The organism is Streptomyces sp. NPDC002232 (genome assembly GCF_042890295.1).
In the GTDB taxonomy this organism is placed as follows: domain Bacteria; phylum Actinomycetota; class Actinomycetes; order Streptomycetales; family Streptomycetaceae; genus Streptomyces.
Window position 1 is genome coordinate 401,545 of the sequence record NZ_JBIARV010000006.1, and the last position, 19,287, is coordinate 420,831.

The 19,287-nt window shown below is 74.3% G+C and carries 16 protein-coding genes; 7 read left to right on the forward strand and 9 right to left on the reverse strand.

The window, feature by feature from the left end:
- Positions 1-620 precede the first annotated feature (620 nt).
- From ACFYXU_RS30075 to ACFYXU_RS30095, 5 genes are all read left to right on the forward strand, one after another.
- Positions 621-764 carry a hypothetical protein gene (locus ACFYXU_RS30075; protein WP_329855008.1) on the forward strand — a complete coding sequence of 48 codons (144 nt, stop codon included), beginning with the start codon at positions 621-623 and terminating at the stop codon, positions 762-764.
- A gap of 95 nt (positions 765-859) precedes the next feature.
- The gene (locus ACFYXU_RS30080) at positions 860-1,564 is read left to right on the forward strand and encodes a PadR family transcriptional regulator (RefSeq protein ID WP_389460858.1); all 705 of its coding nucleotides are present in this window, start codon (positions 860-862) and stop codon (positions 1,562-1,564) included.
- Between the two features lie 136 nt (positions 1,565-1,700).
- Entirely contained in the window at positions 1,701-2,435 is a 735-nt protein-coding gene (locus ACFYXU_RS30085) for an ABC transporter ATP-binding protein (protein WP_329855010.1), read from the forward strand.
- Positions 2,432-5,296 (forward strand): FtsX-like permease family protein, encoded by a 2,865-nt coding sequence (locus tag ACFYXU_RS30090; RefSeq protein WP_389460860.1) that lies wholly within the window; start codon positions 2,432-2,434, stop codon positions 5,294-5,296. Before ACFYXU_RS30085 ends, ACFYXU_RS30090 begins: the two co-directional genes overlap by 4 nt.
- Positions 5,297-5,393: 97 nt before the next feature.
- The gene (locus tag ACFYXU_RS30095) at positions 5,394-5,942 is read left to right on the forward strand and encodes a bacterial proteasome activator family protein (RefSeq protein WP_329855012.1); all 549 of its coding nucleotides are present in this window, start codon (positions 5,394-5,396) and stop codon (positions 5,940-5,942) included.
- 104 nt (positions 5,943-6,046) lie between these two features.
- On the opposite strand, the gene ACFYXU_RS30100 is transcribed toward ACFYXU_RS30095, so the two are convergent.
- The 7 genes from ACFYXU_RS30100 to pdhA all read right to left on the reverse strand — a co-directional run bounded on the left by ACFYXU_RS30100 (position 6,047) and on the right by pdhA (position 14,227).
- A complete protein-coding gene (locus ACFYXU_RS30100) occupies positions 6,047-7,033 on the reverse strand; it encodes an NAD(P)H-quinone oxidoreductase (protein ID WP_389460862.1) in 987 nt (328 codons plus the stop codon).
- 26 nt (positions 7,034-7,059) lie between these two features.
- A complete protein-coding gene (locus ACFYXU_RS30105) occupies positions 7,060-8,145 on the reverse strand; it encodes a potassium channel family protein (protein ID WP_329855014.1) in 1,086 nt (361 codons plus the stop codon).
- Positions 8,142-9,524 (reverse strand): molybdopterin molybdotransferase MoeA, encoded by a 1,383-nt coding sequence (locus ACFYXU_RS30110; protein WP_389460864.1) that lies wholly within the window; start codon positions 9,522-9,524, stop codon positions 8,142-8,144. The genes ACFYXU_RS30105 and ACFYXU_RS30110 overlap by 4 nt, the downstream gene beginning before the upstream one ends.
- A complete protein-coding gene (locus ACFYXU_RS30115) occupies positions 9,521-10,375 on the reverse strand; it encodes an NTP transferase domain-containing protein (protein WP_389460866.1) in 855 nt (284 codons plus the stop codon). The genes ACFYXU_RS30110 and ACFYXU_RS30115 overlap by 4 nt, the downstream gene beginning before the upstream one ends.
- A 257-nt stretch (positions 10,376-10,632) precedes the next feature.
- Entirely contained in the window at positions 10,633-12,021 is a 1,389-nt protein-coding gene (locus tag ACFYXU_RS30120; protein WP_389460868.1) for a dihydrolipoamide acetyltransferase family protein, read from the reverse strand.
- On the reverse strand, positions 12,021-13,067 hold the full coding sequence (locus tag ACFYXU_RS30125; protein ID WP_384562981.1) for an alpha-ketoacid dehydrogenase subunit beta: 1,047 nt from the start codon (positions 13,065-13,067) through the stop codon (positions 12,021-12,023). Before ACFYXU_RS30125 ends, ACFYXU_RS30120 begins: the two co-directional genes overlap by 1 nt.
- Complete coding sequence (pdhA, locus tag ACFYXU_RS30130) at positions 13,067-14,227, reverse strand: pyruvate dehydrogenase (acetyl-transferring) E1 component subunit alpha (RefSeq protein WP_361395793.1); 1,161 nt, start codon at positions 14,225-14,227, stop codon at positions 13,067-13,069. The genes ACFYXU_RS30125 and pdhA overlap by 1 nt, the downstream gene beginning before the upstream one ends.
- Positions 14,228-14,419: 192 nt before the next feature.
- On the opposite strand from pdhA, the gene ACFYXU_RS30135 reads away from it, so the two are divergent.
- Positions 14,420-14,944: an Lrp/AsnC family transcriptional regulator gene (locus ACFYXU_RS30135; protein ID WP_361395796.1), complete on the forward strand. Its 525-nt coding sequence runs from the start codon at positions 14,420-14,422 to the stop codon at positions 14,942-14,944.
- Between the two features lie 280 nt (positions 14,945-15,224).
- Here ACFYXU_RS30135 and ACFYXU_RS30140 read toward each other — a convergent pair whose 3' ends face one another.
- Both ACFYXU_RS30140 and ACFYXU_RS30145 read right to left on the reverse strand, forming a co-directional pair.
- Entirely contained in the window at positions 15,225-15,818 is a 594-nt protein-coding gene (locus tag ACFYXU_RS30140) for a TetR/AcrR family transcriptional regulator (protein ID WP_389407811.1), read from the reverse strand.
- On the reverse strand, positions 15,818-17,401 hold the full coding sequence (locus ACFYXU_RS30145; RefSeq protein ID WP_389460870.1) for a 3-hydroxyacyl-CoA dehydrogenase: 1,584 nt from the start codon (positions 17,399-17,401) through the stop codon (positions 15,818-15,820). The genes ACFYXU_RS30140 and ACFYXU_RS30145 overlap by 1 nt, the downstream gene beginning before the upstream one ends.
- A gap of 124 nt (positions 17,402-17,525) precedes the next feature.
- On the opposite strand from ACFYXU_RS30145, the gene paaN reads away from it, so the two are divergent.
- Positions 17,526-19,223: a phenylacetic acid degradation protein PaaN gene (paaN, locus tag ACFYXU_RS30150; protein WP_376508489.1), complete on the forward strand. Its 1,698-nt coding sequence runs from the start codon at positions 17,526-17,528 to the stop codon at positions 19,221-19,223.
- The last annotated feature ends 64 nt before the right edge of the window (positions 19,224-19,287 follow it).

Here is a 19,287-nt window from a genome sequence, read left to right on the forward strand (position 1 = left end):
CTTGCATCCTGTCCGCCGCGCCCCTGGGGTACGCGGCGCCCGTGGCGCGCCCCGCGCCCGTCGTGCACTCGGTCCGGCCCGCGCACCTCGTGCCCGTCCCCCACCCGGGGGAGGCGTCCGGCAGGTCCTGGGACACCACCGCGGACCCGGACCCGGACCCGGGGCCGCGTCCGCGTCGGACTCCCTCCCCCGGCGCCTCCTCGCCGACCGCGCCGTCGGCCTCCCCCTCTCCCTCCGCGCCCGCCACGCCGTCCGGCCCCCCGGCGACCCGTCCACCGACGACCCGTCCGCCGGCCTCGCCGTCCGGGCCTCCGGTGGGCACGCGCGCCCCGGCCTCTCCGGCGCCCGCGCCCACCGGCACCGGGACGCCGCCCGCGCCGAGCGCCGCGCCGTCGGACGCGCCCACCCCCGCCACTTCCGCCTCGCTCGCGGGGCGGCCCGCCGGTGAGGGGCGGCCACGCCCCGGGCGCACCGAGCCCGCCGCCGCCGTCTCGGCGCCGCCGCCCGCCCGCTCTCGTACCGAAACCGCTACAACCCCGCGCGACCGCGAGCCCGCCGCCGAGGGGGAGACACCGGTACGCGAGGAGGACGAGGGGCTGCCCGAAGGGGCGTCCGCCAGCGTGCCCGTATCGGCGCCGGATCTGTCGGCCGAAGCCGCGCCCACCCTCGCCGACCAGCGGATTCCCGTCCTCACCCTGGGCGTGGGGATGGCCCTGATGGGGCTCGGCATCGGCTTCCTCGGGCTCCGGATGCGCCGCCGCTGACCTCGCGGGAGCGGCCGGGTCCTCCTTGAGTCGGACCCTCCGCTTCCCCCTCAGGACGGTTGTCCGCGACGGCATACCCGGTATACATACTGAGTATGTCGATCCGCCACGGGCTCCTCGCCCTTCTCGAACGCGGCCCTCGCTACGGCTCACAGCTCCGGACGGAGTTCGAGTCCCGCACCGGCTCCACCTGGCCGCTCAACGTCGGCCAGGTCTACACGACCCTCAACCGTCTCGAACGCGACGGCATGGTCGCCCAGGGCGGTGCGGACGAGGCCGGGCACACGCTCTACGCCATCACCGACAGCGGCCGCGCCGAGCTCAGGACCTGGTTCGAGAAGCCGGTGGACCGCACCAGCCCCGCCCGTGACGAGCTGGCCATCAAGCTCGCCATGGCCGTGGGCGCCCCCGGCGTCGACATCCGGAACGTCATCCAGTCCCAGCGCCGGCACACCGTGAAGGCGATGCAGGACTACACCCGGCTCAAGGCGCAGGCCCTGCTCGCCGTCGAGGGCGGCGGCGCGCGGGAGCGGGACGACGTGGCCTGGCTGCTCGTCCTGGAGCAGCTGATCTTCCAGACCGAGGCGGAGGCCCGCTGGCTGGACCACTGCGAGGCCCGGCTGATCCGTCTCTCGGCGACGGCCGCCGCGGCGGGTCCGGGGGCCGCGCCGACGACGTCGACGGCGCCCGCGGGCCCGGCCGCCGCACAGCCGGCCCCGTCCGCACCGGGCACCGATGCCTCGCCCAGCGCCTCGGCCGTACCGAGCGCCTCCGCCGTACCGGGGGCTCCGGCCTCCTAGCCCGCTCCGACCACCGGTACGTCCGGGCGCGCCGACCGCACACGCGCGCGCCCCGTCCGTACCCCTCACGCACCACTTCCACCGCACGCACCCGTACCGGCCGACCGCCGCGTACGGCCAACGGGGGGACCCCTCCATGTCGTCACAGCAGCCCGTGCTGCAACTCCAGAACCTGACCCGCGTCCACGGCGCGGGCGCCACCGAGGTGCATGCCCTGCGCGGCATCGACCTCGCCGTCTACCCCGGCGAACTCGTCGCCGTCATGGGCCCGTCGGGCTCCGGCAAGTCCACGCTGCTCACCATCGCCGGCGGCCTGGACACCCCCAGCTCCGGCCGCGTGATCGTCGAGGACACCGACATCACCACCGCCGGCGTCAAGCAGCTCGCCGCCCTGCGCCGCCGCAGCATCGGATACGTCTTCCAGGACTACAACCTCATCCCGGCCCTGACCGCCGCCGAGAACGTCGCCCTGCCCCGCGAGCTGGACGGGACCTCCTCCCGCAAGGCGCGCGTCGAGGCCCTCGCCGCCCTGGAGGAGATGGGGCTCGGCCACCTCGCCGACCGCTTCCCCGACGAGATGTCCGGCGGCCAGCAGCAGCGCGTGGCCATCGCCCGCGCCCTCGTCGGCGACCGCCGCCTCGTCCTCGCCGACGAGCCCACCGGTGCCCTCGACTCCGAGACCGGCGAGTCCGTGCTCGCCCTCCTCCGCACCCGCTGCGACGCGGGCGCCGCCGGCGTCCTCGTCACCCACGAGCCGCGGTTCGCCGCCTGGGCCGACCGGGTCGTGTTCCTGCGGGACGGCGCCATCGTCGACCAGACCGTGCGCAGCGAGGCCGACTCGCTCCTCCGGGGCCAGGTGGCCGAGGCGTGAAGACCTGGTTCCACTCCTGGCGGGCCGCGATCCGCATAGCCCGCCGTGACGCCTGGCGCTCCAAGGGCCGCAGCGCCCTCGTCCTCGCGATGATCGCGCTGCCCATCCTGGGCGTCAGCGCCCTCGACCTGACCTACCGCAGCTCCGGGCTCTCCCCCGCCGAGCGGGCGGACCGGCAGCTCGGCGCGGCCGACGCGCGCTTCCGGGACGCCGACGTCAACGGTGTCCCGATCTACCAGGACCCGGCCGGCGAGACGCACACCCCGGTCAAGGACTACGAGAACGAGCCCTGGCCGACCGGCCCCACGGACGTCCCCCGGACCATTCCCGCGGGTTCCAGCGTCCTCACGGACACCACGGCCTCGGCCAAGCTGACGACGACGCACGGTCTGCTCATGACCGAGGTGCGGGAGCTCAAGGCGTCCGACCCGGTCGCCCGCGGCATCATGACGCTCCTGCAAGGACGTTTCCCGGAGAAGGCCGACGAGGTCATGGCGACCTCGCACTTCCTGGAGGCCAGCGGTCTGTCGGTCGGCTCGACCCTTTCCGCCCGCAACTTCGACCGCCCGTACCGGATCGTCGGCTCCTACGAACTTCCCGACACGCTCGACGCCGATCAGATCAACACGGTGCCGGGGGCCTTCATCGCCCCGTACACGAAGGCGGTCGAGAAGGCCGGTCTGCCGGCGCCCGGCACCTCCGTCTCGTACCTGGTGCGCGCGTCCGGTGGTTTCACGTGGAACAGCGTGCAGAAGATCAACGCCAAGGGTGTCACCGTCGTCTCGCGTGCCGTGATGCTCGACCCGCCGGCCGATTCCGAGGTCCCGCTCTACCAGAAGGACGGCTGGTCGAACTACGACGCCAGCCCGGGGGCCGACGCCGCCGCGCTCGCCTCGCTCGCCACCGTCGTCGGCCTGGCGATGCTGGAGATCTGCCTGCTCGCCGGACCCGCCTTCGCGGTCGGCGCCCGCCGCTCGCGCCGCCAGCTCGGTCTGGTCGGGGCCAACGGCGGCGCCCGCAGCCACATCCGGGCCATCGTGCTGAGCGGCGGCCTGGTCATCGGCGTCGCCGCCGCCGTCACCGGAACCGTCCTCGCCGTGATCCTGACGCTGCTGCTCCAGCCGGTCCTCGAAAGCACCATGAACCAGCGGTTCGGGGCCTTCGACGTCCGGCCGCTCGAACTGCTCGGCATCGCGCTGCTCGCGGTCCTGACCGGTCTGCTCGCCGCGATCGTCCCGGCCGTGACCGCCTCCCGTCAGACCGTCCTCGCCTCGCTCACCGGACGCCGCGGGGTCCGCCGCAGCAGCCGGGTGCTGCCCCTGATCGGCCTGGCCGCGCTCCTCCTCGGCGGCGCGGTCGCCCTCTTCGGCTCGATGGTCTCGGAGCAGGTCGCCCTGGTGGCCGCCGGCTCCGCCCTCGCCGAGCTGGGCGTCGTCGCCATGACCCCGGCGCTGGTGGGCCTCTTCGGGCGGACCGGCCGCTGGCTGCCGCTCTCCCCGCGCCTCGCGCTGCGGGACGCCGTCCGCAACCGGGGCCGCACGGCACCCGCTGTCGCCGCCGTGCTCGCCGCCGTCGCCGGGACGGTCGCCGTCACCACGTACATGGCCAGCCGCGAGGCCCAGGGCAGGGCCGAGTACGAGGCCTCCCTGCCGTACGGCGTCGCCACCGCCTTCGTCCAGGAGGAGGGGGGCCGGGACGTCCCCGCCGTCCGCGACGCCGTCCAGCGCAACTTCCCCGTCGACGTCCGCGCCGACGTCGAGCGCGTCTCCGTCGGCAAGCCCGGCTGCCCGCCCTGGGGCGGCGACCCGGGATGCGGCCGCTACGAGGTCATCGTCCCGCCGGCGAACGAGTGCCCGATGTACGCCTCGGGCCCCTCCGGCGGCGACGCCTCGGAGAAGTTCACGCCCGAGCAGCGACGGAAGATGCTCACCGAGGACTGGCGCTGCAAGACCTCCGCGAGCAACGGCATGTACATCTCCGACGGCGGACTGGTCATCGGTGACGCCAAGCTCCTCCAGGTCCTCGGCGTCGACGACCCCGCGACCGTGAAGGCCCTCGCCGAAGGGAAGATCGTCACCTTCAACCGCGCGCTGGTCGACACGAAGGGCGCCGTCGGGATCAAGCAGATCACCGACATCGCCGCCGCCGACAAGGCCTCCGAGGCGGGCCGCCCCGCCCCCGGCAAGGTCAGCTCCGTGCCGGCCTACCTGGTGCCCGGCGAGAAGAAGTCCTACGGCGTGCAGGCCCTCATGACCCCGGCCACCGCCAAGGCCGCAGGACTCTCCACGGTGCCCATGGGCGTGTACGTCAGCACCGACCGGCTCCCGGACAGCGAGCAGCGCCAGAAGCTCGACGGCGACCTCGCCAAGCTCGGCAGCAACGTGGAGACGCAGCTGGAGGAGGGATACGTCAACGACTACGGCATCATCCTGCTCTCGCTGGCGATCTTCGCGGGCCTCGTCACGATCGGCGCCGCCGGCATCGCCACGGGCCTCGCCCAGGCCGACGCCGAGGCCGATCTGAAGACGCTCGCCGCCGTGGGCGCCCCGCCCCGGGTCCGCCGGACCCTCAGCGGATTCCAGTGCGGAGTCGTCGCCGCGATGGGCGTGGTCCTCGGCTCGGCCGCCGGACTGCTGCCCGCCATCGGTCTCCGGCTCACCGAGGAGCGCGACCTGATCCGCTTCTACGAGCAGAACGTCGCCGAGGGCTGGAGCGGCGACCTCACCCCGCCCCACGTGCCGATCGTCATCCCCTGGGAGACGCTGGCCGGGCTGCTCGTCGCCGTACCCCTCGGCGCGGCGCTCCTGGCGGCCCTGGTGACCCGCTCCCGCGGTGCGCTGGCCCGCCGCGCGGCCACCTGACGGTCTCCGTTCCCGTCCTGTGCCCCTGTACGAGGGTGGATCACCCGCGTACAGGGGCACACCCTGTGATGACGCGTATGTACGAGAGAATGGCGGCATGGAGATGCCGAGGAATGACAGGTCGCAGGAGAGCCCCCAGGTCCTCATCGTGGGACAGGACGGGATGGCGCTCGGCGGCGCTCAGGGCGACGACGAACCCCGCGAGGTCCCGGTGACGGAAATGGTCGAGCAGCCGGCGAAGGTCATGCGGATCGGCAGCATGATCAAGCAGCTCCTGGAGGAAGTACGGGCGGCCCCTCTGGACGAGGCGAGCCGGGTCAGGCTCAAGGACATCCACGCCAGCTCCGTGAAGGAGCTGGAGGACGGGCTCGCACCCGAGCTCGTGGAGGAACTGGAGCGGCTCTCCCTGCCGTTCACGGACGAGGCGATCCCCTCCGAGGCCGAGCTGCGCATCGCGCAGGCGCAGCTGGTGGGCTGGCTGGAGGGCCTGTTCCACGGCATTCAGACGGCGCTGTTCGCCCAGCAGATGGCGGCCCGCGCCCAGCTGGAGCAGATGCGCCGCGCCCTGCCTCCGGGCGCGTCGCACGACGACGATGACGACGACCACGGTCATGGCCACGCGGTCCGCTCGGGCCCGTACCTGTAGAGCACCGTCACGAAGGGCCCGGCACCAGAGGTGCCGGGCCCTTCGCGCGCGTCCATGGGCCGCACCGTGCGTGAGGTCAGTCGGAGCGGCACCAGCGCGTGAGGTCAGTCGCGCGGCACCATCAGCAGCACCTTGCCGACGTGCCGGCCGTCCTCCAGCGCCCGGTGACCCTCGGCCGCCTCCGGCATCGGGAGGGTGCGGTCCACGACCGGCCGGACCGTGCCCGCGCCGATCAGCGGCCAGACGTGCTCCCGCACGGCGGCGACGATCGCCGCCTTCTCCCGCGCCGGACGGGACCGCAGCGTGGTCGCCATGACGGCGGCGCGCTTCGCGAGCAGCGCCCCGAGGTTCAGTTCGCCCTTGACCCCGCCCTGGAGACCGATGACGACCAGGCGGCCGTTCACGGCGAGCGCCTTGACGTTCCGCTCCAGGTACTTGGCGCCCATGATGTCCAGGATGACGTCCGCACCGCCCCCGTCCGTCGCCTTGGCCAGCTCCTCCACGAAGTCCTGCTCGCGGTAGTCGATCAGGATGTCCGCGCCCAGCTCGGCGCAGCGCGCCAGCTTCTCCGGGCCCCCGGCCGTGACCGCGACCCGGGCGCCGACCGCCTTGGCCAGCTGGATCGCCATCGTGCCGATGCCGCTCGCACCGCCGTGCACGAGCAGCGTCTCGCCGGGACGCAGGTGGGCGATCATGAAGATGTTGGACCAGACGGTGCACGCCACCTCGGGGAGCGCGGCGGCCGTGGCCAGGTCGACGCCCTCCGGGACCGGCAGCAGCTGGCCCGCCGGGACCACGACCCGCTCCGCGTATCCGCCGCCGGAGAGCAGCGCGCACACCTCGTCGCCGACGGCCCAGCCGGACACCCCGGGGCCGAGGGCGGCGACGCGGCCCGCGCACTCCAGGCCGGGGTGGGGGGAGCTGCCGGGCGGCGGGTCGTAGAAGCCCTGCCGCTGGAGCAGGTCGGCGCGGTTGACGGCGCTCGCCACCACCTCGACGAGCACCTCGCCCTCGCCGGGTACGGGATCGGGCACCTCGGCCCAGACGAGGGCCTCGGGACCACCGGGTTCCGGAATCGTGATCGCATACATGGCGGCGAGGCTACTCGTCCGGAGCGTCAGTCATCAGGCGGCGTGGAGAGCGGGGTCACCGGCGCGGCGCGCACGATGGTGATGACCCGGTCGGTGAGCTGGAGGGGGCTGGCCGCCGGGTCGTCGTAGCCGAGCAGCCGGTGGCCGCGGAGCACGCTGACCACCAGGTCGCCGGTCTCCCGGACGCTCTTGCCGGCCTCGCTCTTGGTCACCGGGCGTTCCACGAGGTCGAGTCCCGAGCCCTGCTGGATGAGGTCCTCCATCACCGTGCCGGCGCTGGGGCTCAGCACGGAGAGGCCGAGCAGGCGCCCGGCGGCGCTGGCGCTGGTGATGACCGCGTCGGCGCCGGACTGGCGGAGCAGCGGGGCGTTCTCCTCCTCGCGGACCGCGGCGACGATCTTGGCGCCCCGGTTGAGCTGGCGGGCCGTCAGGGTGACCAGGACGGCGGTGTCGTCGCGCTGGGTGGCGATCACGATCTGCCGGGCGCGCTGCACCTCGGCGCGCAGGAGCACGTCGCTGCGCGTCGCGTCGCCGATGACACCCACGAAGCCGTCGGCGTTCGCGGTCTCGATCACCTTGTTGGAGGGGTCGACGATGACGATCTGGTCCTTGCGGAGCCCGGTCGCGCAGAGCGTCTGGATCGCGGACCGGCCCTTCGTCCCGAAGCCGACGATGACGGTGTGGTCGCGCAAGGTGGACCTCCAGCGGTTCAGCCGGAACTCCTCCCGGGTCCGCTCGGTGAGGACCTCGAGAGTGGTGCCGACCAGGATGATCAGGAAGAGCACGCGCAGGGGCGTGACCAGCAGGATGTTGGCGAGCCGTGCCGAGTCGCTGTACGGGACGATGTCGCCGTATCCGGTGGTGGAGAGCGTGACGGTCGCGTAGTAGGCGGAGTCGAGGAAGTCGAGCGTCTCGTCGGCGTTGTCGTGGTAGCCGTCGCGGTCGAGGTAGACGATCATGACCGTCACCAGGAGCACGCCGAGCGCCATGAGCAGCCGCTTGCCGACCTGGCGCAGCGGCTTCTCGACGATCCTGCGCGGCAGCCGGACCTGGGGGCCCGTGATGCGCTCGTCCGCGTGGCGCGCCATGACGTCACGACTGGGAAGTTTCACGTGAAACACGCTCCTTGCGCCGGTACGGCACCCGACGTCGGCGGCCAGGGGAGGTCGAGGACGTCCAGCTCCGCGCCGGACGGGGCGCCGCCGGGCGGGACGACGGCCATGCCGTCCGCGACGGCGATGCCCCGGAGCATGGCCGGCCCGTTGTAGCGCAGCGGGACGAGCTGCTCCCCCCGGCGGACGACGGGCACGAGCCGGGTGTCGTACGGGTGCCCGTGAACCGCTTCCAGGACGGGGGCGCGGCCCGCGGAGCCCCCGGGGGAGACGGTGGTGCCGCCCGCGGAGCCCTCGGAGGGGACGGTGGTGCCCAGGGCCGCGAGGAGCGGCTGGGCGAGCGTGAGGAGCCCGGAGACGGCGGCGAGCGGGTTGCCGGGCAGACCGACGAGGTGGCGGCGGCCGTCGAGGGCCGCGAGGAGCATCGGGTGGCCGGGGCGGACCTTCACCCCGTCGACCAGGAGCGTGGCGCCCGCCTTGTCCAGCACCCGGTGGAGGTGGTCGACGGGCCCGGCGGCGGTGCCCCCGGTGGTGACGACCAGGTCGGCGGGGGAACCGGTGACGGCCGCGTACAACTGCTCGGCGTCGTCGCGGATCCGCCGGGTGGCGAGCACCTCGGCGCCGAGCGCCTCCAGCCAGGGGCCGAGCATCGGGCCGAGTGCGTCGCGGATGAGGCCTTCGTGGGGGAGCCCGGCCGTGAGCAGCTCGTCGCCGAGGACGAGGACCTCCACCCGGGGGCGCGCCGGTACGGCGAGTTCGTCGTAGCCGGCGGCTGCGGCGAGGCCCAGGACGACGGGGGTGACCTCGGTGCCGGCGGACAGCAGTTCGTCGCCGGAGCGGCACTCCTGGCCCCGGGGCCGGATGTCCTGCCCGGGGACGACGTCGCGCAGGGCGTGCAGCAGGAGACCGGCGGCGGCCCGTTCGGTCAGGGAGGGCTCCGCAGGGGAGAGCCCCGTACGGGAGTGCTCGGTACGGGAGTGCTCGGTACGGATGACGGCGGTGGTCCCGGGCGGGACGCGGGCGCCGGTGGCGATCCGTACGGCCTCGCCCTCGGTCAGAGCGGCGGCGGGCCCCTGACCGGCGAGGACGGGGTACTCCGCGCGGACCGTCCAGGGACCCGGGCCCGCGACGGCCCAGCCGTCCATGGCGGAGGTGTCGAAGGACGGCAGGTCGGTGAGGGCGAGGAGCGGCTCGGCCAGGATCCCGCCGAGCGCCTGCCCGAGCGGGAGGCGCCGGGGTGCGCGCGGGGCCCGCGCGGCGGTCCCGGCGCGCGCGGCCGCCCGCCGGGCCTCGGGCCAGGGGGTGGCCCGGTGCGGCGGCTCGGCCTTCGCGCCCGCGGCCGTTTCGGGGGCCATGGGAAGGGGCTCCTTCAGGGTCATCCGGCCTCGTCCTGCTCGGTGGCCCAGCGCTGGGCGAGCGCGGCGGCCTTGCGGGCGGCCTCGGCGACCGCCTCGGGCCCGCCCTCGGTGCCCGCACGGGCCGCCGCGTAGCCGACCAGGAAGGTGGTCAGGGGCGCGGCGGGGCGGGCCACTCCGTGGGCGGCGTCACGGGCGAGGTCGAGCAGCACGCCGGTGTCGACGTCCAGTTCGATGCCCAGCTCGTCCTTGACTGCGGTGATCCATTCATCCAGCACGGTCCCATGCTCCCTGATGCGGGCCCGGGCCGCGGCGATGTCCTCCCAGGTGTCGCAGTCGAAGGAGGCGAGGGGGGCGGCGGCGACCCGGGTGAGCACGAGCCCTCCGGTGAGGAGGCGCAGCGGACCGTCCGCGAGGGTGCCGCGCCGCTCGCCGATGACGGCGAGTTCCCGTAGGAGCGGGGTGCGGCGGTAGGCGGCGACGAGCGGCTGGTCCCGCCCCTCGGGGTCGGTGAGGAGCGCGGCCTCGGCGCCGGGGGCCGTGTCGAGGGCGTCGAGGAGGCGGCGGACGGTGGCCGCGTCCAGGAAGGGCAGGTCGGCGGAGAGTACGAGGAGGGTGTCGGCGCCGGTCGCGCGCACCCCGGCGCCGAGGGCGGCCAGCGGGCCGCCGCCGGGCGGATCCTCCCGCGTCCAGCGGACGGGACGGCCGGTGGGGCGGGGGTCGGCGACGACCACGGTCCGGCCCGCGTCGGCACAGGCCGCGAGCACCCGGTCGAGGAGGGTCCTGCCCCCGACCCGTACCCCGGGCTTGTCGGAACCGCCGAGGCGCCGGGCGGCACCCCCGGCGAGTACGACGGCGTCGTATGCGGTGGTCACCCCAGCAGTATGGTCGGCCGCCCGCCGTCACCGCCGGACGGGTGCGCCGCGCGGCCCCGAAGACCGCGCGCCGACGCACACCGCACCGACGCACACCGTGCCGGAGGCCCCGCGCCGCACCCACGCACACCGGCCCGGAGGCTCCGGACACCGGAGCCTCCGGCACCGAAGAGAGCCTCCGGCACCGAGGACGGCAAGGGCCGTCGGACGGAGCCGGGCCGCCCCGGGTCACACCACGCCGGACGCGACCACCCGCCTCAGACCGTGCGGAGCAGCACCGCAGGCTGTTCGACGCAGTCCGCCACGTACCGCAGGAAGCCGCCCGCCGTGCCGCCGTCGCAGACGCGGTGGTCGAAGGTGAGCGAGAGCTGCACCACCTGACGGACGGCCAGTTCACCCTGGTGGACCCAGGGCTTGGGGATGATCCGGCCGACCCCGAGCATCGCCGCCTCGGGGTGGTTGATGATCGGCGTGGAGCCGTCGACCCCGAACACCCCGTAGTTGTTCAGGGTGAACGTGCCGCCGGTCAGATCGGCCGGGGTGATCGCGCCCTGCCGGGCCGCCTCGGTGAGCCGGGCGAACTCCTCGGTCAGCGACTCGGCCGTGCGGGTCCCGGCGTCCCGGACCACGGGGACGACGAGCCCGCGCGGGGTCTGGGCGGCGAAGCCGAGGTGCACGGACGGCAGCCGGACGATCTCCCGGGCGGCCGTGTCCACCGTCGAGTTGAGCTCGGGGAACCGGGCCAGGGCGTGCGCGCAGATGCGTGCCAGGAGCGCGAGCAGCGAGATCTTCGGTCCGCCGGCCGCGTTCATCGCGGCGCGGGCCGCCATCAGTTCGGTCGCGTCGGCGTCGACCCAGCAGGTCGCGTCGGGGATCTCGGTGCGGCTGCGGGACAGCTTGTCCGCCACCGCGCCACGGACGCCACGCAGCGGGACCCGCTCTCCGGTCGACGCGGCGACCGCCACGGCGGGCGCGGGCGCCGGGGCGACGGGCTGCTCCAGGGCCGCGAGGGCCAGCTCGACGTCGGCCCGCAGGATCAGCCCCTCGGGCCCGGAGCCACGCACCTCCCGCAGGTCGAGGCCACGGTCCCGGGCCAGCTTCCGCACGAGCGGCGAGATGACGGGCACGGGCCCGGCGGACACCGGAACCGCCGCCGCGACGGCGACGGGGGCGGGGGCGGCGGCGGCAGGGGCGGGAGCGGCCGCCGGAGCCGTGACGGGCGCCTGCGCGGCCGCCGGGTTCGTGTGCCGCACCCGGCGGCGCCGGGCGGCGGGCCCGGCCGTGCCGTAGCCGACGAGCACGTTGCCCGAATACTCCGACGAAACGGCCGAGACGGCGGAGTCGGCGGCCGTGGGCGCCGCTCCGGGAGCGGCCTCGGCGAGCTCCTCCGGCGCACCCGTGCCGCCGACGGCGACCGTCAGGAGCGGGGCGCCGACGGGCAGTTCGGTGCCCTCCTCGCCGTACCGGGCGGTGACGACACCGCCGTAGGGACAGGGCACCTCGACCATCGCCTTGGCCGTCTCGACCTCGACGACCGGCTGGTCGACGGCGACGACGTCACCGACGGCGACCAGCCAGCGGACGATCTCGGCCTCGGTGAGTCCCTCACCGAGGTCGGGCAGCTTGAACTCCAGCACCTGCGCCATCAGCTCCCCGCCTCCCACTGAAGTCGCGCGACCGCGTCCAGGACCCGGTCCACGCCCGGCAGGTGGTGCCGCTCCAGCATGGGCGGCGGGTACGGGATGTCGAAGCCCGCGACCCGCAGCACCGGCGCCTCCAGGTGGTGGAAGCAGCGCTCGGTCACGCGCGCGGCGATCTCCGCGCCGGGGCCGCCGAAGCCGGCCGATTCGTGGACGACGACCGCGCGTCCGGTGCGCCGCACCGAGGCGCAGACCGTCTCGTCGTCGAACGGCACGAGCGAGCGGAGGTCGACGACCTCCAGGTCCCAGCCCTCGGCCTGGGCGGCCTCCGCCGCCTCCAGGCAGACCGGCACGGAGGGACCGTAGGTGATCAGCGTGGCGCCGGTGCCCCGGCGCCGCACGACGGCCTTGCCGATCGGCTCGACGGCGGCGGGGGCCTCGGGGGACCAGTCGGACTTGGACCAGTAGAGCCGCTTGGGCTCCAGGAAGACCACCGGGTCGTCGGAGGCGATGGCCGCGCGCAGCAGCCCGTAGGCGTCCTCGACGGTGGACGGGGTGACGACGTGCAGGCCCGGAGTGGCCGTGTAGTAGGCCTCGGAGGAGTCGCTGTGGTGCTCGACGCCGCCGATCCCGCCGCCGTACGGGACGCGGATGACGATCGGCATCGGCATCGCGCCGCGCGTCCGGTTCCGCATCTTCGCCACGTGCGAGATCAGCTGCTCGAACGCCGGGTACGCGAACGCGTCGAACTGCATCTCCACGACCGGCCGCAGCCCGTACATGGCCATGCCGACGGCCGCGCCGAGGATGCCGGCCTCGGCCAGCGGGGTGTCGGTGCAGCGGTCCTCGCCGAACTCCTTGGCGAGCCCGTCGGTGACCCGGAAGACGCCGCCGAGGGTGCCGACGTCCTCGCCCATCACGTGGACGGTCGGGTCCTCGGCCATCGCGTCGCGCATGGCGCGCTGGAGCGCCTGCGCCATCGTGGCCGGCTTCGGCTTCCCGGCGGTCCCGCCGGCCTTGGCCGCCGCGGGGCCGGTCGTCGCGGTCGTCATCACGCCTCACCCTCGGCTTCGAGCTCGGCGCGCAGCTGCGCGGCCTGTTCGCGCAGCTGTGTCGTCTGCTCCGCGTAGACGTGGGAGAAGAGCTCCATCGGGTCGAGCACCGGGTCGGCGTTCATCCGTTCGCGCAGCTCCGCCGCCATCGTCTCGGCGGCCTCGGCCGCCGCGCGCCTGCCGTCCTCGTCGAGCAGGCCGCGCTCGGTCAGCTCCCGTTCGAGCAGCAGGATCGGGTCGTGCGCCCGCCACGACTCGACCTCGCCGGCCGCGCGGTAGCGGGTGGCGTCGTCGGCGTTGGTGTGGGCGTCGATCCGGTAGGTGACCGCCTCGACGAGGGTGGGTCCGCCGCCGCGCCGGGCGCGCGCCACGGCCTCGGTGAGGACCTGGTGGACGGCGACCGCGTCGTTGCCGTCGACGAGCCGGCCCGGCATCCCGTATCCGACCGCCTTGTGGGCGAGCGAGGGGGCCGCGGTCTGCTTGGCGAGCGGCACGGAGATCGCGAAGCCGTTGTTCTGGACGAGGAAGACCACGGGGGCCTGCCACACGGCGGCGAAGTTCAGCGCCTCGTGGAAGTCGCCCTCGCTGGTGCCGCCGTCGCCGACCATGGCGAGGGCGACGACGTCGTCGCCCTTGAGGCGGGCGGCGTGGGCGAGGCCCACCGCGTGCGGGAGCTGGGTGGCCAGCGGGGTGCAGAGCGGCGCGATGCGGTGCTCGCGCGGGTCGTACCCGGTGTGCCAGTCGCCGCGCAGGAGGGTCAGCGCCTGGACCGGGTCGAGGCCCCGGGCGACGGCCGCGAGGGTGTCGCGGTACGAGGGGAAGAGCCAGTCCCGCTCCTCCAGGGCGAGGGCGGCGGCGATCTCGCACGCCTCTTGGCCGGTGGTGGACGGATACACGGCGAGCCTGCCCTGCTTGGTGAGGGCGGTGGCCTGCGTGTTGTACCGGCGGCCGCGGATCAGCTCCGCGTAGAGCCGGAGCAGCAGCGCGGGGTCGGCGTCGGCCACGGCGTCCGTGCCGAGCACGCGCAGCGGCTCGGCCTCGGGCAGCAGCGGTGCGGGGTCGGTGCGGGGCTGCCACGCCGGCGGCGGGGTGTGCCGGTGGGCGGAAACGGCACCGGGCGGCTCTTGGACTGTCGAACTGCGCTGTTGCAACGAGTCCACCTCCTCGTGGGAGCGGGCATAAGACCCGAAGGCGGGTGGCGCGAGTGTGGCGCGCCTCACCTACCGATTGTTCGGTCGTGGAGGCATTTTGGCTACAGGCACCTTCAGCCTGTGGACAAACGGTTCTCCACAGCCTGGGATAAGGGCAGGTCGTCCACCGGAGAGAGGCGGGGGCACATGGCGGATGAACAAATGGCCGACGACTGGGAGCAGGTCGTCGCGCCGGCCCCGGGGACGGGGCTCACCGGGCCCCCGGCGCGCCCGCTGGACGCCATCGACCGCGACATCCTGCGGATCCTGCAGACGGACGGCCGCGCCTCGATCCGCTCCGTGGCCGAGCGGGTGCACGTGTCCCGGGCCAACGCGTACGCGCGCATCAACCGGCTCATCGACGACGGGGTGATCCGCGGCTTCAGCGCGCGCGTGAACCACGAGAGGGCGGGCCACGGGGCCTCCGCCTACATCACGCTCAAGATCGTCCAGAACTCCTGGCGGACCGTGCGCGAACAGCTCCAGGCCTTGCCGGGCGCCGCGCACATCGCCCTGGTCAGCGGCGATTTCGATGTCCTGCTGCTCGTCCACACACCCGACAACAGGACCCTGCGGGAGCTGGTGCTCACCAAGCTCCAGTCGATCCCCGAGGTGCTCTCCACCCGGACCCTGCTGGTCTTCGAGGAGACGGACCTGGACCCGGACCACCGCATCCCGGGCCGCTGACCCCCGAGGGGGCCGTACGGGGGACGGACGGGCTGTTTCACCCCCGGCTCCAGCCGCTCCCGCGCCGTCCGGAAGACGATCAGGCCAGACGCCGGACGTCCGGGCAGGCCCCGCGCCGACCGGGGTCGTCCCCCGCGCCGTACGGACGGCAGGCCGCGCGTCGGCCGGAGCCGCCCCGCACCTGCCCCCGCCCCGCCTCAGCCGGAGCCCGTCCTCGCACCGTACGGACGGCAGCCCCGCGTCAGCCGGAGCCACCCCGCACATGCCACCCGCACCCAGCTCAGCGGGCCGTCCGCAGCCCGTCGAAGGCCAGGTGGGCGACGGTGTCGGCGAGCTGCTCCCGCTCCGCGGACCCGTCCGGGTGCGGCCGGTACCACTCCACCAGCGAGTTGATCATGCCGAAGAGCAGCCGGGTCGCGAGCCGGATGTCCACGTCGGCCCGCAGGTCGCCCTCGGCGGCGGCGGCCTTCAGCAGATCGGCCACCTTGTGGTCGAACTCGCGGCGCCGCTCCATCGCCCACCGCTCGGTCGCGGTGTTGCCGCGCACGCGCAGCAGCAGCGTCACGTAGGGCAGCTCCTCGATCAGCACCTCGACGGTGCGGCGCGTGACGTACTCGACCCGCTCGACGGCCCGGCCGCGCCCGGCGCCCGGCTCGTCGAGGATCGCGAAGAGCCCGTCGAGCGCCCGGCTGACCGCGCGTCTCAGCAGCTCCTCCTTGCCGGAGACGTGGTGGTAGATCGAGGACTTCGAGATGCCGGCGGCCTTGGAGAGGTGCTCCATCGACGTGCCGTCGTAGCCCCGCTCGTTGAAGACCCGCACCGCGACCGAGAGCAGCGTCTCGGGGGTGTACGTGTCGCGCTTCACCGTGGCCATCAGAAGTCCTGCCCTTCTTCGACGCAGGCATGCCGGGCGGTGGCCGGGCTGGGTGCGTACCGCCCCGTCGGGTAGCGGGTGTGCAGCTCGGCGAGCAGGTCCCGCACGCGCGCGTGCCCGACCTTCCCGGCCCACTCCAGCGGCCCGGCGGGGTAGTTGACCCCGAGCCGCATCGCCGTGTCGACGTCCTCCGCGGTGGCGACCCCCCGGGCGACGGCGTCGGCCGCGAGGTCGGCGAGCATCGCGACCGTACGGGCGACGATCATGCCCGCCACGTCGCCGATCACGGACACCTGCTTGCCGAGCGCCTGGAAGAGGCCCACGGCCTCGGCGAGGGACTCGGCCGAGGTGTGCTCGCCGGTCGACAGGACGATCCGGGACGCGCGCGCGTAGTCCAGGGCGAGGTCGAAGTGGATGATCTCCTCGCCCTGGTACTCGAAGGCGGTCTCGCCGTCGGCGAGCCCGAGCCGGGCGCCGCCGGGCAGCTGGACGTACCCGTGGCCGCTCCTGCGCCGGACCTTGATCCCGGCCTCCTCGAAGAGCCCGATCAGGGGCTCGGCGGGCCCCAGGTCGCCGCGCACGACGATCCGCTCCGGCGCCCCGGCCGGCTCCGCGGTGTGCGGCGCGGGACGCTCGGCGCCGTCCGCGTACGAGAACCAGCCGTGCCCCGACTTGCGGCCGAGGCGGCCCGACTCGACGAGCCGCCGCTGGGCGAGCGAGGGCGTGAACTTCGGGTCCTGGTGGAAGGACTCCCACACCGAGCGGGTGACGGCCTCGTTCACGTCCTGGCCGATGAGGTCGGTCAGCTCGAAGGGCCCCATGCGGAAGCCGCCGCAGTCGCGCAGGGCCGCGTCGATGGTGGCGGGGTCGGCCGCGCCCTCCTCGAAGACCCGGAGCGCCTCGGCGTAGAAGGGGCGGGCGACCCGGTTCACGATGAAGCCGGGGGTGTCCGCGCACCGCACCGGCGTCTTGCCCCAGCCCTTGACCGTCCCGTACGCGCGCGTGGCGACGTCCGGATCGGTGGCGAAGCCGCTGACGACCTCGACGAGGGGGAGCAGCGGCGCCGGGTTGAAGAAGTGGAGTCCGACGAAGCGGCCGGGCAGGCCCAGCCCCCCGGCGATGGCGGTGACGGAGAGGGAGGAGGTGTTGGTGGCGAGGACGGTGTCGTCGCCGACGATCTTCTCCAGGTCGGCGAAGAGCCGCTGCTTGACCGCGAGGTCCTCGACGATCGCCTCGATGACCAGGGCGGCGTCCGCGAGCTCGGCGGGGTCGTCGGCCGCGTGCAGCCGGCCGACGGCGGCCTCCCGTGCGGCGGCGTCGAGCCGGCCCTTCTCCACGAGCCGGTCCAGGCGGGAGGTGAGGGCCGCGACGGCCTCGGCGGCCCGTCCGGGAGCGCTGTCGTAGAGGCGGACGGGGTGGCCGGCGACCAGCGCGACCTGGGCGATGCCCTGGCCCATGGTCCCGGTGCCCACGACGGCGACGGTCCGGTCCCGTCCGACGGCGGCGGTGCTGTCCTGTGCCACGGCGGCGGTCTCACTGGCGGTCACGTCGTCGCTCCCCCTGACGGTCACGTTGGCGCTCATAGGAGTGATCCTCCCCGATGGGTTTTCCACAGGATCGACGGACCCCCTTGTCCCGACCGATCGTTCGGTTACTCTAACTCCGTACGCGTCTCCCTGCCCAGCTCGACGAGGAGTTGGTCCATCCATGGCCACCGCTCAGCTGACCACCGACCGTCTGGCCGAGAAGCACCGGTCCACGCTCGACCAGGCGCTCGACACCATCCGCAGCCGCGCCTACTGGTCGCCGCACCCCGAGCACCCCAAGGCGTACGGCGCGGACGGCTCGCTCGACGCGGCGGCGGGTCTCGCCGCCCACCAGTCCCGGCTGAACACCCGATTCGACCTCGACCAGCCCGGCACGGACGGCTGGACCGGCGGCGAGACCTCGCCGTACGGCCCGTCCCTCGGCATCGAGTACCCGCACGCCGACCTGGACGTGCTGCTGCCCGCGATGCGCGCCGGGACGGGCGCCTGGCGGGACGCCGGCGCGGAGACCCGCGCGCTGGTCTGCCTGGAGATCCTCGCCCGGATCTCCGCCCGCACCCACGAGTTCGCGCACGCCGTGATGCACACCAGCGGGCAGGCGTTCATGATGGCGTTCCAGGCCGGCGGCCCGCACGCCCAGGACCGCGGCCTGGAGGCCGTGGCCTACGCGTACGCGGAGCAGACCCGCACGCCCGCCGGCCGGGCCGGCTGGTCCAAGCCGCAGGGCAAGCGCGACCCCCTGGAGCTCAGCAAGGAGTTCACCCCGGTCGGCCGCGGCATCGCCCTGGTCATCGGCTGCAACACCTTCCCCACGTGGAACGGCTACCCGGGCCTGTTCGCCTCCCTCGCCACCGGCAACCCGGTCCTGGTGAAGCCGCACCCGCGCGCCGTCCTGCCGCTCGCGCTCACCGTCGAGGTGGCCCGCGAGGTGCTCGCCGAGTCCGGCTTCGACCCCAACCTGGTGGCGCTCGCCGTCGAGCGGCCCGGCGAGGGCATCGCGAAGACGCTGGCCGTCCGGCCCGAGATCCGGATCATCGACTACACCGGCTCCACCGCCTTCGGCGACTGGCTGGAGGCCAACGCCCGCCAGGCCCAGGTCTACACCGAGAAGGCCGGCGTCAACACGGTCGTGGTCGACTCCACCGACGACTACAAGGGAATGCTGGCCAACCTGGCCTTCTCGCTCTCCCTGTACAGCGGCCAGATGTGCACCACCCCGCAGAACCTGCTCATCCCCCGCGACGGCATCGGCACCGACCAGGGCCCCCGGACGTACGACGAGGTCGTCGCCGACCTCGCGGCGGCGGTCGGCGGCCTGCTGGGCGACGACGCCCGGGCGAACGGGCTGCTCGGCGCCCTGGTCAACCCGGACGTGAAGGCGCGCCTCGAAGCCGCCGCCGGGCTCGGCGAGGTCGCGCTCGCCTCCCGCGAGGTGGTCAACCCGGAGTACCCGGACGCCGTGGTCCGCACCCCGGTCATCGTGAAGCTCGACGGCTCCAAGCCGGACGCCGAGGCCGCGTACTTCTCGGAGTGCTTCGGCCCGGTCTCCTTCGCCGTCTCGGTGGACTCCACCGCCGACGCCCTGGAGCTGCTGCGCCGCACGGTCCGCGAGAAGGGCGCCATGACGGTCGGCGCCTACACGACCTCGGCGGACACCGAGCGCGCGGTGGAGGAGGTCTGCCTGGAGGAGTCGGCCCAGCTCTCGCTGAACCTCACGGGCGGGGTGTACGTGAACCAGACGGCCGCGTTCTCCGACTTCCACGGCTCCGGCGGAAACCCGGCGGCGAACGCCGCGCTGTGCGACGGCGCCTTCGTCTCCAACCGCTTCCGCGTGGTGGAGGTCCGCCGCCAGGCCTGACGGCCGGACGCGATCCCCGTGGCGCCCCCCGGGGCCGCCACGGGGCCCACGGACGGGCTTCGGG

What these genes read in the sequence shown, in the direction of transcription:
- ACFYXU_RS30080 (WP_389460858.1), top strand. Translation starts at nt 860, where the DNA reads ATGTCGATCCGCCACGGGCTCCTCGCCCTTCTCGAACGCGGCCCTCGC.
- ACFYXU_RS30085 (WP_329855010.1), top strand. Translation starts at nt 1,701, where the DNA reads ATGTCGTCACAGCAGCCCGTGCTGCAACTCCAGAACCTGACCCGCGTC.
- ACFYXU_RS30095 (WP_329855012.1), top strand. Translation starts at nt 5,394, where the DNA reads ATGGAGATGCCGAGGAATGACAGGTCGCAGGAGAGCCCCCAGGTCCTC.
- ACFYXU_RS30100 (WP_389460862.1), bottom strand. Translation starts at nt 7,033, where the DNA reads ATGTATGCGATCACGATTCCGGAACCCGGTGGTCCCGAGGCCCTCGTC.
- ACFYXU_RS30110 (WP_389460864.1), bottom strand. Translation starts at nt 9,524, where the DNA reads ATGACCCTGAAGGAGCCCCTTCCCATGGCCCCCGAAACGGCCGCGGGC.
- ACFYXU_RS30120 (WP_389460868.1), bottom strand. Translation starts at nt 12,021, where the DNA reads ATGGCGCAGGTGCTGGAGTTCAAGCTGCCCGACCTCGGTGAGGGACTC.
- ACFYXU_RS30125 (WP_384562981.1), bottom strand. Translation starts at nt 13,067, where the DNA reads ATGACGACCGCGACGACCGGCCCCGCGGCGGCCAAGGCCGGCGGGACC.
- ACFYXU_RS30135 (WP_361395796.1), top strand. Translation starts at nt 14,420, where the DNA reads ATGGCCGACGACTGGGAGCAGGTCGTCGCGCCGGCCCCGGGGACGGGG.
- ACFYXU_RS30140 (WP_389407811.1), bottom strand. Translation starts at nt 15,818, where the DNA reads ATGGCCACGGTGAAGCGCGACACGTACACCCCCGAGACGCTGCTCTCG.
- ACFYXU_RS30145 (WP_389460870.1), bottom strand. Translation starts at nt 17,401, where the DNA reads ATGAGCGCCAACGTGACCGTCAGGGGGAGCGACGACGTGACCGCCAGT.
- paaN (WP_376508489.1), top strand. Translation starts at nt 17,526, where the DNA reads ATGGCCACCGCTCAGCTGACCACCGACCGTCTGGCCGAGAAGCACCGG.